Here is a 14,231-nt window from a genome sequence, read left to right on the forward strand (position 1 = left end):
AGATGATCCTGCTGTTCGAGTCGGCGAACTTCGACGAGAAGGTGTTCGACGATCCGGAATCATTCGACATCGCGCGTTATCCGAACAACCACCTGGCCTTCGGCTTCGGGACGCACTTCTGCCTCGGGAACCAGCTAGCCCGGCTGGAGCTGTCCATCATGCAGACCCGGCTGCTGCAGCGCCTGCCGGACATGCGGCTGGCCTCGGAGGCCGACCTGCCCCTGCGGCCGGCCAACTTCGTCTCCGGCCTGGAGAAGATGCCGGTCGCGTTCACGCCGAGCGCACCGCTGGGCTAGGGCCGCCTTGGCTCGTCGCCGAGCGTGCTCTGGGGGCGGGATTTAGGCGATTTTCCCGCCCTGAGAGCACGTTCGGCGGGCCCAGGCCGCGGCCACTCGGTGCAGAATTCCGCCCTGTGTGTCGTCGGCGGTAACCCGGATGACGATCCAGCCGAGATCGGACAGCGCTTCGTGACGCGCGATGTCCCGATTGAATTGCCTGCGATCGGTCCGGTGATGGTCGCCCTCGTACTCGACGGCGAGATTGATGTCCTCCCAACCCATGTCGAGCACCGCTGCGAGTTCGCCGTATTCCCCATAGACAGGAATCTGAGTCCGCGGCCGTGGGTAACCGGCGCCGATGACCGTCAGTCGCAGCCACGTTTCCCGGGGTGACTGCGCACCGGCGTCCACCAGCTCGAGCGCGCGCCTGGCCCGCCGGATGTTCCGGTGGCCCTTGTAGCGTTCCGCAATTAATTCGGCATCGGCGACCTTTAGTCGGGTTGCCCGAGCCAGGGCGTCGAGCGCAGCGACGGCCGTCCCGACCGGATTGCGACAGGCTAGGTCGAATGCCGTGCGCGCCGGGGTCGTCACTGACATGCCCTGGATCGTCGTGCTTTCGTCGTCTTCGATGCGGTCAGCCCAGGTGCGGACATGTGTTGGCGCGTGGCGATTCTGGTAGATGAGTTCGGCCGGCGCCTGGGCATCGACCCATTTGGCGCCGTGTAGCGCCGCGGCCGACCGGCCGGCGAGGACCCCGCGCCGCCGTGACCACAACCACGCCGCCTCGGCACGCACCACGGCGGTGACCTCCGCATCGCGGGGCACGTACACGTCGCGGTGCATCGCCACGAACCTGCCGGTGCGTAAGGCGTACGGCGTCACCAGCCCGGACGCGACCGCCTCGCTACCGAGAAATGGCTTTCCCATCCCGCGGAGTATGCCGAGGGGCACCGACGGGTCGTCCAGTGTGAAGCCATTGCGAAAATCCGGCCGGAAGATCGCAATGGCTTCACGTTCGGCGGGGAAGGGGCGCCCGAGGGGTCTACTTGTTCTGGAAGTTGGGCTTGCGCTTCTCGGCGAACGCCCGGGGGCCTTCCTTGGCGTCGTCGGACAGGAACACCTTGATGCCGATCTGGGTGTCGATCTTGAAGGCCTCGTTCTCGTGCATGCCCTCGGTCTCGCGGATCGCCCGCAGAATCGCCTGCACGGCCAGGGGGCCGTTGTTCTCGATGATGTCGGCGATCTCGAGCGCCTTGGACAGCGCCTGCCCGTCCGGCACGACATGCCCGATCAGGCCCATCTCCTTGGCCTCGCCGGCGGTGATGTGCCGGCCGGTCAGCAGCAGGTCACAGGCGACCGTGTAGGGGATCTGCCGCACCAGGCGCACGGCCGACCCGCCCATCGGGTACAGGCTCCACTTGGCCTCCGAGATGCCGAACTTGGCACTCTCGCCGGCGATGCGGATGTCGGTACCCTGCAGGATCTCGGTGCCGCCGGCGATCGCGGGGCCCTCGACGGCCGCGATGAGCGGTTTGGTCAGCCGGCGACCCTTCAGCAAAGCGTCGATTCGCGACGGGTCGTAGCTGCCATCCTTGAACGACTCACCCGGCGGTTTCTTGGTTGCCGCTTTGAGGTCCATGCCGGCGCAGAAGTAGCCACCGGCCCCGGTCAGGATGCAGCAGCGGATGTCCGGGTCGTTGTCGACGCGGTCCCAGGCCTGCACCATGATTTCCATCATTTCGGTGCTCAGGGCGTTGCGGGCGTGCGGCCGGTTCAACGTCACGATCAGGGTGTGACCGCGCTGTTCGACGAGCGCGTCATGTCCCGCTTGGTCGTTTGCTGGAGCCTCGGACACAGCTACCGCCTTTCCGTCGATGAGGGGCACGAGCTTGTCAAGAAATGTAACACGTTCTAATTTAGTGGCCGTGGCCCTGAATATTGCCGATCTCGCAGAGCACGCCATCGACGCTGTGCCGGACCGTGTCGCCCTGATCTGCGGCGACGAGAAGCTCACCTACGCCCAGCTGGAGGAGAAGGCCAACCGCTTCGCCCACTACCTGATCGACCAGGGCATCAAGAAGGACGACAAGGTCGGGCTGTATTGCCGAAACCGCATCGAGATCGTCATCGCGATGCTCGGCATCGTCAAGGCCGGCGCCATCATCGTCAACGTCAACTACCGCTACGTCGAGGGGGAGTTGCGTTACCTGTTCGACAACTCCGACATGGTCGCCCTGGTCCACGAGCGCCAGTACTCCGACCGGGTCGCCAACGTGCTGCCGGACACCCCGAACGTCAAGACCATCCTCGTGGTCGAGGACGGCAGCGACAACGACTACACGCGCTACGGCGGCGTCGAGTTCCACTCGGCGATCGCGGACAGCTCGCCCGAGCGCGACTTCGGCGAGCGCAGCGCCGACGACATCTACCTCCTTTACACCGGTGGCACCACCGGATTCCCGAAGGGCGTGATGTGGCGTCACGAGGACATCTACCGGGTGCTGCTCGGTGGAACCGACTTCGCCACAGGCGAATTCGTCAAGGACGAATACGACCTGGCCAAGGCCGCGGCCGCCAACCCCCCGATGATCAACTATCCGGTTCCGCCGATGATCCACGGTGCCACCCAGTCGGCCACCTGGCGGTCGGTCTTTTCGGGCCAAACCACCGTGCTGGCACCGGAATTCAACGCCGACGAGGTCTGGCGCACGATCCACGATCATAAGGTGAACATGCTGTTCTTCACCGGCGACGCGATGGCCCGGCCATTGCTCGATGCGCTCGACAGGAAAAACGACTACGACCTGTCGTCGCTGTTCATGCTGGGCAGCACCGCGGCGTTGTTCTCGCCGAGCATCAAGGAGCGCCTGCTCGAGTTGTTGCCCAACCGGGTCATCACCGACTCCATCGGCTCGTCGGAGACCGGATTCGGCGGCACCAGCATCGTGGCGAAAGACGCCCCGCACAGTGGCGGCCCGCGCGTGACCATCGACCACCGCACGGTGGTGCTCGACGAGGACGGCAACGAGGTCAAGCCGGGCTCCGGGGTGCGCGGGTTCATCGCCAAGAAGGGCAACATCCCGGTCGGCTACTACAAGGACGAGAAGAAGACGGCCGAGACGTTCAAGACCATCAACGGGGTGCGCTACGCGATCCCGGGCGACTGGGCGCTCGTCGAGGAGGACGGCACCGTCACCATGCTGGGTCGCGGCTCGGTGTCGATCAACAGCGGCGGCGAGAAGATCTACCCCGAGGAGGTCGAGGCGGCGCTCAAGGGCCACCCCGACGTCTTCGACGCCCTGGTGGTCGGCGTGCCCGACCCCCGGTACGGCCAGCACGTGGCCGCCGTCGTGCAGGCGCGACCGGGCGCCCGCCCGACGCTCGCCGAACTGGACCGCTTCGTGCGCTCCGAGATCGCGGGATACAAGGTGCCGCGCAGCCTTTGGCTGGTCGACGAGGTCAAGCGTTCGCCCGCGGGCAAGCCCGACTACCGCTGGGCCAAGGAGCAAACCGAGGCGCGGCCCGCCGACGACGTGCACGCCGCGCACGTAACCGCTTGACCCACTTCGTCAAGCAACACCCCGCCGCCCCCAGCGGCTACTTCGGGTGGGAGGCCGCCGGGCTGCGGTGGCTGGCCGGCGTCGACGGCGGCGTGCCCTGCGCCCAAGTGGTTTCCGTCGATCCGACGAGCCTGACCCTGGGGCGGCTTGACTCGGTGACGCCGACGCCCGAGGCGGCGCGCGCGTTCGGTGGCCGGTTGGCCGTCACGCATGATGCCGGCGCCCCCGCGTTCGGAGCGGGGCCCGAAGGATGGGACGGGCCCGGGTTCTTCGGGCCGCTTTCCCAGCCGCTGCCGATGTCGCTGCGGCGGCACAGCCGCTGGGGCGAGTTCTACGCCGAGGAGCGGCTGGCGCCGATGGCCGACCTGGCGGCGGCGCGGCTCGACGCCGCCACCCGCGACGCGATCGACTCCGTCGTCAGGCGGTGCCGCGCCGGCGATTTCGACGACGATGACCGGCCCGCCCGGTTGCATGGCGACCTGTGGGGCGGCAACGTGATGTGGACGCCCGACGGGGTGGTGCTGATCGACCCGGCCGCGCACGCCGGCCACCGCGAGAGCGACCTGGCGATGCTCGCGCTGTTCGGCTGCCCGCACTACGACACCATCGTCGACGGCTACGAGCGGGCGCGGCCCCTGCGGGCCGGCTGGCGCAACCGCATCGGGCTACACCAGCTTTTCCCGCTTTTGGCGCACGTCGTGCTGTTCGGCGGCGGGCACGCTCAGCGGACGCACGCTTGCGCCCGCGCCGCGCTGGCCCTGTAGCGCCGGCGTCTACTGTTGATCGCGATGACGGTCGATGTGTGGATGCAGCACCCCACTGCGCGGTTCCTGCGCAGCGACATGCTGGCATCCCTGCGGCGGTGGACCGGCGACGCCATCCCCGACGCCGACGTCCCGATCGAGGCGAGCATCGCGACTATGGACGCCGCCGGCGTGCGCTTCGGATTGCTCAGCGCGTGGCGCGGCCCCGGCGGCCAGGACCTGATCTCCAACGACGAGGTCGCCGAGTGGGTCAGCATGCACCCGAATCGGTTTGGCGGGCTGGCCGCGGTCGATCTCGACCGCCCGATGGAAGCGGTCCGCGAACTGCGCCGCCGCGTTAGGGACGGATTCCTGGGCCTGCGGGTGGTGCCGTGGTTGTGGAACGCACCGCCCACCGACCGCCGGTACTACCCGCTGTTCGCCGAATGCGTGGAGCTGGGGGTACCGTTCTGCACCCAGGTGGGCCACACCGGTCCGCTACGGCCCTCGGAGACGGGCCGCCCGATTCCCTACATCGACCAGGTCGCCCTCGACTTCCCCGAACTGGTGATCGTGTGCGGGCACGTCGGCTATCCGTGGACCGAGGAGATGGTCGCGGTCGCCCGCAAACACGAGAACGTCTACATCGACACCTCGGCGTACACGATCAAGCGGCTTCCGGACGAGCTGATCCGGTTCATGAAAACCGGTACCGGACAAAGCAAAGTCCTGTTCGGCAGTAACTACCCGATGATGACCCACGCGCACGCCCTGGCCGGGCTGGCCGAACTCGACCTGGCCGACGAGGGCCGCCGAGAGTTCTTGCACGGCAACGCCGAGCGCGTTTTCAAACTGGAGGCAGACACGTGAACGGTGCCCAGGCCCTGATCAACACTCTGGTCGACGGCGGCGTCGACGTGTGCTTCGCCAACCCGGGCACCTCGGAGATGCACTTCGTCGCCGCGCTGGACACCGTCCCGCAAATGCGCGGCGTGCTGGCGCTGTTCGAGGGCGTCGCCACCGGGGCGGCCGACGGCTACGCCCGCATCGCCGGCCGGCCGGCGGCCGTGCTGCTGCACCTGGGCCCCGGCCTGGGTAACGGCCTGGCCAACCTGCACAACGCCCGGCGCGCTCAGGTGCCGATGGTCGTGGTCGTCGGCGACCACGCCACGTACCACAAAAAGTACGACGCCCCACTGGAATCCGACATCGACGCGCTCGCCGGAACCGTCTCCGGGTGGGTACGTCGCACCGAACGCGCCGCGGACGTCGCGTCCGATGCGGCGGAGGCGATCGCCGCGAGCCGGGCGGGCTCGCTGATCTCGACGCTGATCCTGCCCGCCGACGCGTCATGGTCGGACGGGGCGCAACCGGCCGGGACGACTCCTGCGGAGCCGGCGGGGGCCGAACCGCGGTTGGCGTTCGAGGTGATCGAGGTGCTGCGCTCGGGGGAACCCACGGTGGTGATGATCGGCGGCGACGCCACCCGCGGACCGGGCCTTGCCGCCGCCGCGCGCATCGCGCAGGCGACCGGCGCGCGGGTGTTGTGCGAGACGTTCCCGGCGCGGCTGGAGCGCGGCGCGGGCGTTCCCGCCGTCGAGCGGCTGGCCTATTTCGCCGAGGCCGCCACCGCCCAGCTGGACGGCGCCAAGCATCTGGTGCTGGCCGGTGCCAAGTCGCCGGTGTCCTTCTTCGCCTACCCGGGCATGCCCAGTGACCTCGTCCCGGCCGGCTGCGAGGTTCACCTGCTCGCCGGACACAGCGGTGCCGCCGAGGCGCTCGCCGCGGTGGCCGACGAGCTGGCGCCCGGAACCGTTGCGCCCGTTGCCGTTGCGGCGCGGCCTCAGCTGCCGACGGGTGCCCTGACGTCCGCGTCGGCGGCCGACGTGATCGGGGCGCTGCTGCCGGAGGGAGCGATCGTCGTCGACGAGTCGAACACCTCCGGCGTGCTGCTCGCCCAGGCCACCGCGGGGGCGCCGGCCCACGATTGGCTGACGTTGACCGGCGGCGCGATCGGGTACGGCATCCCGGCCGCCGTCGGCGCCGCCGTCGCCGCCCCCGATCGGCCGGTGTTCTGCCTGGAATCCGACGGCTCCGCGATGTACACGATCTCCGGGTTGTGGACTCAGGCGCGCGAAAACCTCGACGTGACCACCGTGATCTACGACAACAGCGCCTATGACATCCTGCGGATCGAGCTGGCGCGGGTGGGGGCCGGATCGGCCCCCGGGCCCAAGGCGCTCGACCTGCTCGACCTGTCAAGGCCGACAATGGATTTCGTCAAGATCAGCGAGGGAATGGGGGTGCCCGCGCGCCGCGTCAGCACCGCCGAGGAACTCGCCGACGCGCTGCGGAACGCGATGAGCGAACCCGGGCCGCACCTGATCGACGCCGTGGTGCCGTCAATAACGGGCTAGCCCCGGAAGTCGGCCGAGGACCCACTCCGACATCGTGTTGAGGACATCGACGCCCGTCTCCAACACCCCGTCGTGGACCCTGGCGGCCAGGGCCATACCCCAGTGTCCCGTCGGCGTGGGCACGATCCCGAACTGCCGCACCAGGTAGTCGCCGTGCATCCCCGGCCCCCAACCGCCTTTGGCCGCAAAGCCTTTGGCGGCCAGGCCCCAGCGATGGCCACTGCTGAGGCGCTGCATCAGGTCGATGACGTCGGACGAACCGGGGATCGACGGCAGCTCGGCGGCGAACCGGGCTTGCCGCTGCAAAGTCCACTGCGTCTGGCCGAACGCGGTATAGCCACGCCGGAGCCGGCGCGATTCCACGACCGTGGCGGTGTCACCGCCCTCGGCGATCACGCCCTGCACCCGGCGCGCCGCTTCCGCCGGATCGCCCAAACCGGACCACAGTTGCTCCGACGCGTGATTGTCGGACTCGGTGATGGCCTTGACGGCCAGATCCTTCGCCCGCAACCAATCGCTGCGCAGCGCGGCGATCGCCAACGGCACCTTGATCGTCGACCACGCGACACCCGACCACCATCGGCCCAGCGAATACGTGCGGTCCGGCCGGGCGATAGCTATGCCGACCTCCGCCGGCACCGCGGCCGACAGCTGATCGAAGCTCGCTTCGAGCGCGGTCTCCAAGGGTCGCGAAGTCATGCGCTGATCGGACCAACCATCGCGTCTCCTTCGATCCCGGCGTCTCCGTGCAGTCAAGCATTATCGTCGACGTACCCATCGCACAGCGCGCCACGGCGGACGGCGCGTCGCTAGCCAGGCGGCAGCGGCGGCAGCGGGAGTCCCGGTTCCTGCGGCGGCGGTTCCCACGGGGCCCGTTCCGGCGTCTGCGGCGCGTAAACCAGAGGGGGTGGCGGAGGCAGGGGAGGGGGCGGTGGCACCGGGTCGGCGGCGGCGCACCCGGCGCCGAAACCTAGCGCCGCGCCGCCGAGCGACGCGAGGAGGGCCGACCCGGCGATCAACTCACGAATTTTCGGCATCTGCCGACGTTCCCCTTCCCGTTTGCGGCTGGATCCGCACCACCGGATCGTCGCAGTCGACGCCCTGCGCCGCCAACTGGCGCTTGAGCACCTTGAAGGTCACCGTGCGCGGCAATTCCGCGCTGACCCGCACGTAGGACGGCCATTGCTTGGGTCCCAAGTCGGGCTGCTCCGCCAGGAAGGCGCGGAACTTGTCGGCGTCGAACTCGGTCCCGTTGGCCATCACCAGCGCGGCCATCACCTGGTCCCCGACCACCGGGTCGGGCACCGCGTACACGGCCACCTCGGTCACGTCGGGATGCCGCAGCAGCACCCGCTCGATCGGAGCGGCGCCGAGGTTCTCACCGTCGACGCGCATCCAGTCACCCAGCCGCCCCGCGAAGTATGCGTAGCCGGCGTCGTCGCGGTAGGCGAGGTCGCCGCTGTGGTAGACCCCGCCCGCCATCCGCTCGGCCTCGGCGGCCTCGTCGTTGTAGTAACCCTCGAAGCGGCCCGCGCCGGCCGTGTTGACCAGCTCGCCGACCACGCCCACGGGGCAGGGTTCACCGGTATCGGGGTCGACGATGTCGACGCCCGCGGGAAGCGGGCCCAACGCACCATCCGGGGTGTCCGGGGTGCGCGCGATCGCCACACCGCCTTCGGTGGAACCGAATCCGTCCTGCACGACGCACCCGAACCGGCGTGCGAAGCGTTCGACATCGCGGGGCACGCCCTCGTTCCCGTACACCGCTCGCAGCGGATTGTCCGCATCGTCGGGCCGCTCGGGCGTGGCCAGTACATAGGACAGGGGCTTGCCGACGTAGTTGGCATAGGTGGCGCCGAAACGGCGGACGTCGACCAGGAAGTTGGAGGCGGAGAACTTGCGCCGCAACGCAAGTGAGCCCTGGCACGCGACCGCGACGGACCAGCCGACCAGCACCGCGTTGGAATGGAAGAGCGGCATCGACACATAACAGACGTCGTCGCGGCCGAGGTCGAAGCGCTGGGTCATCGTGATGCCCGCGATCGCCACCTTTCCGTGGCTGCACTTCACCGCCTTGGGTTCGCCGCTGGTGCCCGATGTGAAAATCAGCATGAACAGGTCTGCGGCCGTTGCGGATTGGAAGTGCGATTCGGCATCGCGATGTGCGGCCACCTCGTCGGCCCACTCGGCGGAGTCCACGTTCACGTGGTCGATGTCGCCCAGCGCGGCTGCCGAAGCCGAGTCGGCCAGCACCACCTGGCAGTCGGCATGGGCGATGTCGCGGGCCAGCGCGTCGCCGCGGCGCACCGGGTTGAGCCCCACCGGCACGATCCCGGACATGCCGGCCGCCGTCAGCATCGCCGAGAAGAACGGGGTGTTCTCGAACAGCACGCCGATGTGTGGCGGCTTCGCCGGGTCGAGGCGGTCCCGCAGCGCCGCCGCGATGGCGGCGCCGTGGCGCAGGTGATCCCGCCAGGTGGTGTACGTGTCTTCGAAGTAGATGCCCCGGTCATCGATTTCTGCCAGCGGCGCCAGCAGTTTGGTGACCGTCGGATCGGGGGGAAGCACGAATTCAGGCAGGGGTTTCCGCCAGCTCGCGGCCGATCCGGCGCAGCTGACCGGTGGCACCACCCAGCGCGAATTCGGCCTCCTTGGCGGCCAGGAAGTAGCGGTGCACCGGGTGATCGGTGTCCACGCCGACGCCGCCGTGCACGTGCACGATGGTGTGCGCCACCCGGTGCCCGGCGTCGGCGGCCCAGAACGCGGCGCTGGCCACGTCGATCTCGGCGGGAACGTCCTCCGAGACCCGCCAGGCCGCCTGGGTGAGGGTGAGCCGCAAGCCCTTGATGTCGATATAGCCGTCGGCCAGCCGCTGCGACACCGCTTGGAAGCTGCCGATCGGGCGATCGAATTGTTCCCGCTCCCTGGCGTATTCGGCGGTGAGCTGCAGTCCGCGTTCGAGCACGCCCAGCTGGAAGGCGCTGCGCCCCAGCGCCGCGAGCGTGTCGAGCCAGACGACAACCTCGGCGCCGCCGACCATCCGGGCACCGGCCACGTCCGCGCCGTCCAGCGCCAGGTGTCCGACGCTGCCCAGGCCGGTGGTCTCCAATGCGGTCACCGAAACCCCGGGATCGCCGGCGGCGACCAGGAAAACGGCGGTGCCGGAATCGGTCTCGGCCGGAACGAGAAACGCGTCGGCCACCGGTCCGAAGCCGACCTGGGTGCGGGTGCCGGTGAGGCGGTAGCCGTCACCGGCGCGGCTGGCCTGCACCGGGCCCTCACCCATCTCGCCCAGGAGCGCGGCGGTGAGGATCTTCTCCCCGCCGACCGCGGGAGCACCCCAATCCTGTTGCAGCTCTTCGGTGCCGAACCGAGCCAACGCGCCGGCGCCGAGCATCACCGACTCCAGGTATGGCACGGCCGCCAACTGGTGACCCAGCGCCACCAAGATCGCGACCTGCTCGAGCACCCCGAATCCGTCGCCGCCCACCGAGGTGGCCGAGGCGCTGGTCAGGATGCCGGCGTCGACGAGCTTGCCCCACAGCGCGCGGTCGAACCGTTGATCGAGCTTGTCGAGTTCACGGTGGTGCTCGGGCGTGCAAACCGAGTCCACGATCGTGTCGACCAGGCCGCCGAGATCGGTGGCCGCTTCGGTTGTCGAAAAGTCCATCGTTGTTCGTCCTTAGGGAGTGGGGCTCAGCGGTTTCGGGGCAGTCCCAGCGCGACCATGCCGATGATGTCGCGCTGCACTTCGTTGGTGCCGCCGCCGAAGGTCAGGATCAGGCACGCGCGGTGCATCCGCTCGACCCGGCCGCGCAGCAGCGCCCCGGGCGAATTCTGGCGCATGGTGGCGGCGGTCCCCAGCACCTCCATCAGCAGCCGGTAGGCCTCGGTGGCCAACTCGGTGCCGTACACCTTGGCCGCCGACGCGTCGGCCGGGTTGAGCGATTCGCCGTCCGACGACGCCAACTCCCAGTTGATGAGCTTCAGCACCTCGGCCTTGGCGTGCACGCGGGCCAGGTTGATCTGCACCCACTCGGAGTCGATCAGCCGGGCGCCGCTGGAATCCTTGGTGTTCTGGGCCCACTCCCGAACCTCCTGCAGGGCGAGGAAGATCGGCTGCGCCGAGACCAGGGCGACGCGTTCGTGGTTGAGCTGGTTGGTGACGAGCTTCCAGCCGCCGTTCTCCTCGCCGATCAGGTTGGTCACCGGCACCCGCACGTCGGAGTAATAGGTGGCGCTGGTGTCCACACCGGCCATGGTGTGTACCGGCGTCCACGAGAAGCCTTCGGCGGTGGTCGGCACGGTCAGCATCGAGATGCCGCGGTGCTTTTTGGCCTCGGGGTTCGTGCGCACCGCGAGCCAGACCCAGTCGGCGTACGCGATCAGGCTGGTCCACATCTTCTGGCCGTTGATCACGTAGTCGTCGCCGTCGCGGACCGCGGTGGTGCGCAGGTTGGCCAGGTCCGTGCCGGCGCCGGGCTCCGAATAGCCGATGGAGAAGTGCAGTTCGCCGGCCGCGATCTTGGGGAGGAAGAACTTCTTCTGCTCCTCGGTGCCGAACGCCATGATCGTCGGCGCCACGCTGTTGATCGTCAGGAACGGCACGGGCACGCCGGCGATCGCGGCCTCATCGGTGAAGATCAGCGAATCCATTGGCGAGCGGTCCTGGCCGCCGTACTCCTTTGGCCAGTTCAGCGTCAGCCAGCCGTCCTTGCCCATCTGCGCGACGGTGTCGCGGTATGCGGTGCCGGTCCCGACCTCGCCGCCGCCCGAGGAGGTCAGCGCCTCGCGACGCTCCGGCGTCATGAGCTTGGTGAAGTACGACCGCAGTTCGCGACGCAGCTCCTCCTGTTCAGGGGTGTAACTGATGCGCATCCCAGCCGTCCTTTGTTAACGTGATTCGCCTCGATTAGCCGACGTTACTCGGCCGACGACTACCCGTTCGTCTTCCCGGTTGTAACACGTTCTAGTCTGAGATTCCAGCGACCGTTTCCCTAGCGGTATCCGGGCCCTATGGTGGTCCTACATACTGATGGGGCATGTCCTCAGGTGAAGGCCAGGTGCAAGGAGGGTGCTGTGCGGGTGATCGTCGACCACGACCGGTGTGAAGGTAACGCTGTGTGCTTGGGAATCGCGCCGGATATCTTCGACCTGGACGACGAGGATTACGCCGTCGTGAAGCTGGACCCGATCCCCGCCGATCAGGAGCAGCTGGCCGAGCAGGCGATTGCCGAATGCCCGCGTGCCGCGCTGTTGCGCGGCGATTAATTCGAGCCCCACTGCGGCCTGAGAAACTAGAGGTATTCATAAATTGACTAGCAGCGCGAACGCGACCGATCTCTCCGGAAAGGTCGCGGTGGTGACGGGTGCCGCCGCGGGACTCGGCAGGGCGGAGGCCCTCGGCCTGGCCCGGCTCGGCGCGACCGTCGTCGTCAACGACATCGCCACCGCCCTGGACGCCTCCGACGTCATCGACGAGATCAACTCGGCCGGCTCCAAGGCCGTCGCGGTGGCCGGCGACATCAGCGAACGCGCAACCGCCGACGAGTTGGTCGCCCAGGCCGACGGTCTCGGTGGGCTCGACATCGTCGTCAACAACGCGGGCATCACCCGCGACCGGATGCTGTTCAACATGTCCGACGAGGAGTGGGATCTGGTCATCGCGGTGCATCTGCGCGGCCACTTCCTGCTGACCCGCAACGCCGCCACCTACTGGCGGTCGAAGGCCAAGGACGCGGGTGGAACCGTGTTCGGCCGGCTGGTCAACACCGCGTCCGAGGCGGGGCTGGTCGGCCCGGTGGGTCAGGCCAACTACGGCGCGGCCAAGGCCGGCATCATCTCGCTCACCCTGACGGCCGCGCGGGCGCTGGGCCGCTACGGCGTGTGCGCCAACGCGATCTGTCCGCGCGCCCGCACCGCGATGACGGCCGACGTCTTCGGTGCGGCGCCGGAAGTGGAGGCGGGTGGCATCGACCCGCTGTCGCCCGAGCACGTGGTCAGCCTGGTCAAGTTCCTGTCATCTCCGGCGGCCGCGGAAGTCAACGGGCAGGTGTTCATCGTGTACGGGCCGCAGGTGACCCTGGTTGCCGCGCCCACGGCGGAGCATCGATTCAGCGCAGAGGGACCGGCCTGGGAGCCCGGGCAACTGAGCGCGACGCTGCAAGAGTACTTTGCTGGGCGGGATCCCGAGCGCAACTTTTCCGCGGTCGGGCTGATGGAGCAATAACCGTGTGAGGTTACTTCCTGGGGGGGAAACAGTGGGTAGAACGTGTGTCAATTCTGGAAAATGTAACGGTGTCTGACCTGGGTAATTAACGTTTTGGACAAAGAAATGCTTTTCATTGACACCTTAATCTTGTTCTGAGTTAATATGATCCGGCTCACATCGAGCCGCATGCGACGGAAGACACCGCTAAGGCGACGCACAGACTTCGCCGCGAGCAGCCGAGGGGGGTAGCCAAGTTGAGGGAACAACTTGCGGTTCCCGCTCGCGCTGTCGGCGGGTTCTTCGAAATGATGATCGACACCGGCCGGCAGACTTTTCGCCGGCCGTTCCAAATGGGCGAGTTCTTGGAACAGACCTGGATGATCGCGCGGGTGTCCCTGGTTCCCACCCTGCTGGTGTCCATCCCCTTCACCGTGCTGGTGGCGTTCACGCTCAACATCCTGCTGCGCGAAATCGGGGCCGCCGACTTGTCCGGCGCCGGAACGGCATTCGGCACCATCACGCAGCTGGGGCCGGTGGTGACCGTGCTCGTCGTGGCGGGCGCCGGTGCGACCGCGATCTGCGCCGACCTCGGTGCGCGGACCATCCGCGAAGAGATCGACGCGATGCGGGTGCTCGGCATCGACCCGATCCAGCGGCTCGTCGTGCCCCGGGTGCTGGCGTCCACGGTGGTGGCCCTGCTGCTGAACGGGCTGGTGTGCGCCATCGGCCTGTCCGGTGGCTACGTGTTCTCCGTTTTCCTGCAGGGCGTCAACCCGGGTGCGTTCATCAACGGGTTGACCGTGTTGACCGGGCTGCGCGAGCTGGTTCTCGCCGAGGTCAAGGCGTTGCTGTTCGGCGTGATGGCCGGGCTGGTCGGTTGTTACCGCGGCCTGACCGTCAAGGGCGGACCCAAGGGCGTCGGCAATGCCGTCAACGAGACGGTCGTGTACGCGTTCATCTGTCTGTTCGTCATCAACGTGGTGATGACCGCCATCGGCGTGCGGATCTCGGCGAAGTGAGTA

Annotated in this window: 14 protein-coding genes; 8 read left to right on the forward strand and 6 right to left on the reverse strand. The window is 68.1% G+C overall.

The features are described from left to right. Positions 1-296 (forward strand): cytochrome P450 (locus A5704_RS09565; RefSeq protein ID WP_156737648.1); only part of this gene is annotated, 296 nt, incomplete at its 5' end. A 42-nt stretch (positions 297-338) separates the two neighbouring features. Here the strand turns inward: A5704_RS09565 and A5704_RS09570 are convergent. Next, positions 339-1,205 carry a hypothetical protein gene (locus tag A5704_RS09570; protein WP_067888705.1) on the reverse strand — a complete coding sequence of 289 codons (867 nt, stop codon included), beginning with the start codon at positions 1,203-1,205 and terminating at the stop codon, positions 339-341. A gap of 115 nt (positions 1,206-1,320) precedes the next feature. Then, positions 1,321-2,133: a crotonase/enoyl-CoA hydratase family protein gene (locus tag A5704_RS09575; protein WP_067758860.1), complete on the reverse strand. Its 813-nt coding sequence runs from the start codon at positions 2,131-2,133 to the stop codon at positions 1,321-1,323. Positions 2,134-2,197: 64 nt separating this feature from the next. On the opposite strand from A5704_RS09575, the gene A5704_RS09580 reads away from it, so the two are divergent. From A5704_RS09580 to A5704_RS09595, 4 genes are read left to right on the forward strand one after another with little or no spacing between them, the layout of a single operon-like run. Further along, on the forward strand, positions 2,198-3,838 hold the full coding sequence (locus A5704_RS09580) for an acyl-CoA synthetase (RefSeq protein ID WP_067758857.1): 1,641 nt from the start codon (positions 2,198-2,200) through the stop codon (positions 3,836-3,838). After that, entirely contained in the window at positions 3,835-4,602 is a 768-nt protein-coding gene (locus tag A5704_RS09585; RefSeq protein ID WP_067758854.1) for a fructosamine kinase family protein, read from the forward strand. Before A5704_RS09580 ends, A5704_RS09585 begins: the two co-directional genes overlap by 4 nt. A 24-nt stretch (positions 4,603-4,626) precedes the next feature. Then, entirely contained in the window at positions 4,627-5,451 is an 825-nt protein-coding gene (locus A5704_RS09590) for an amidohydrolase family protein (RefSeq protein WP_067758851.1), read from the forward strand. Further along, positions 5,448-6,998 (forward strand): acetolactate synthase large subunit, encoded by a 1,551-nt coding sequence (locus A5704_RS09595; protein WP_067888708.1) that lies wholly within the window; start codon positions 5,448-5,450, stop codon positions 6,996-6,998. Before A5704_RS09590 ends, A5704_RS09595 begins: the two co-directional genes overlap by 4 nt. Here the strand turns inward: A5704_RS09595 and A5704_RS09600 are convergent. The 4 genes from A5704_RS09600 to A5704_RS09615 all read right to left on the reverse strand — a co-directional run bounded on the left by A5704_RS09600 (position 6,984) and on the right by A5704_RS09615 (position 11,876). Next, positions 6,984-7,697: a serine hydrolase gene (locus A5704_RS09600; RefSeq protein WP_067888711.1), complete on the reverse strand. Its 714-nt coding sequence runs from the start codon at positions 7,695-7,697 to the stop codon at positions 6,984-6,986. The genes A5704_RS09595 and A5704_RS09600 overlap by 15 nt on opposite strands. A gap of 321 nt (positions 7,698-8,018) precedes the next feature. Then, complete coding sequence (gene fadD17 / locus A5704_RS09605; RefSeq protein WP_067888735.1) at positions 8,019-9,566, reverse strand: long-chain-fatty-acid--CoA ligase FadD17; 1,548 nt, start codon at positions 9,564-9,566, stop codon at positions 8,019-8,021. A gap of 4 nt (positions 9,567-9,570) precedes the next feature. After that, the gene (locus tag A5704_RS09610) at positions 9,571-10,668 is read right to left on the reverse strand and encodes an acyl-CoA dehydrogenase family protein (RefSeq protein ID WP_067888714.1); all 1,098 of its coding nucleotides are present in this window, start codon (positions 10,666-10,668) and stop codon (positions 9,571-9,573) included. Between the two features lie 26 nt (positions 10,669-10,694). After that, positions 10,695-11,876, reverse strand: a complete 1,182-nt coding sequence (locus A5704_RS09615; RefSeq protein ID WP_067760390.1) for an acyl-CoA dehydrogenase — start codon at positions 11,874-11,876, stop codon at positions 10,695-10,697. A 201-nt stretch (positions 11,877-12,077) separates the two neighbouring features. Between A5704_RS09615 and A5704_RS09620 the strand changes: the two genes are divergently transcribed. The 3 genes from A5704_RS09620 to A5704_RS09630 all read left to right on the forward strand — a co-directional run bounded on the left by A5704_RS09620 (position 12,078) and on the right by A5704_RS09630 (position 14,228). Then, positions 12,078-12,269, forward strand: coding sequence for a ferredoxin (locus A5704_RS09620; protein ID WP_067280870.1), 192 nt, complete (start codon positions 12,078-12,080; stop codon positions 12,267-12,269). 43 nt (positions 12,270-12,312) lie between these two features. Further along, positions 12,313-13,227 (forward strand): 3-oxoacyl-ACP reductase, encoded by a 915-nt coding sequence (locus tag A5704_RS09625; RefSeq protein ID WP_067760387.1) that lies wholly within the window; start codon positions 12,313-12,315, stop codon positions 13,225-13,227. Between the two features lie 236 nt (positions 13,228-13,463). After that, a complete protein-coding gene (locus tag A5704_RS09630; RefSeq protein WP_067280820.1) occupies positions 13,464-14,228 on the forward strand; it encodes an ABC transporter permease in 765 nt (254 codons plus the stop codon). Positions 14,229-14,231 lie beyond the last annotated feature (3 nt).

Origin of the sequence: Mycobacterium sp. E735, assembly GCF_001666955.1 — a bacterium.
Taxonomy (GTDB): Bacteria; Actinomycetota; Actinomycetes; order Mycobacteriales; family Mycobacteriaceae; genus Mycobacterium.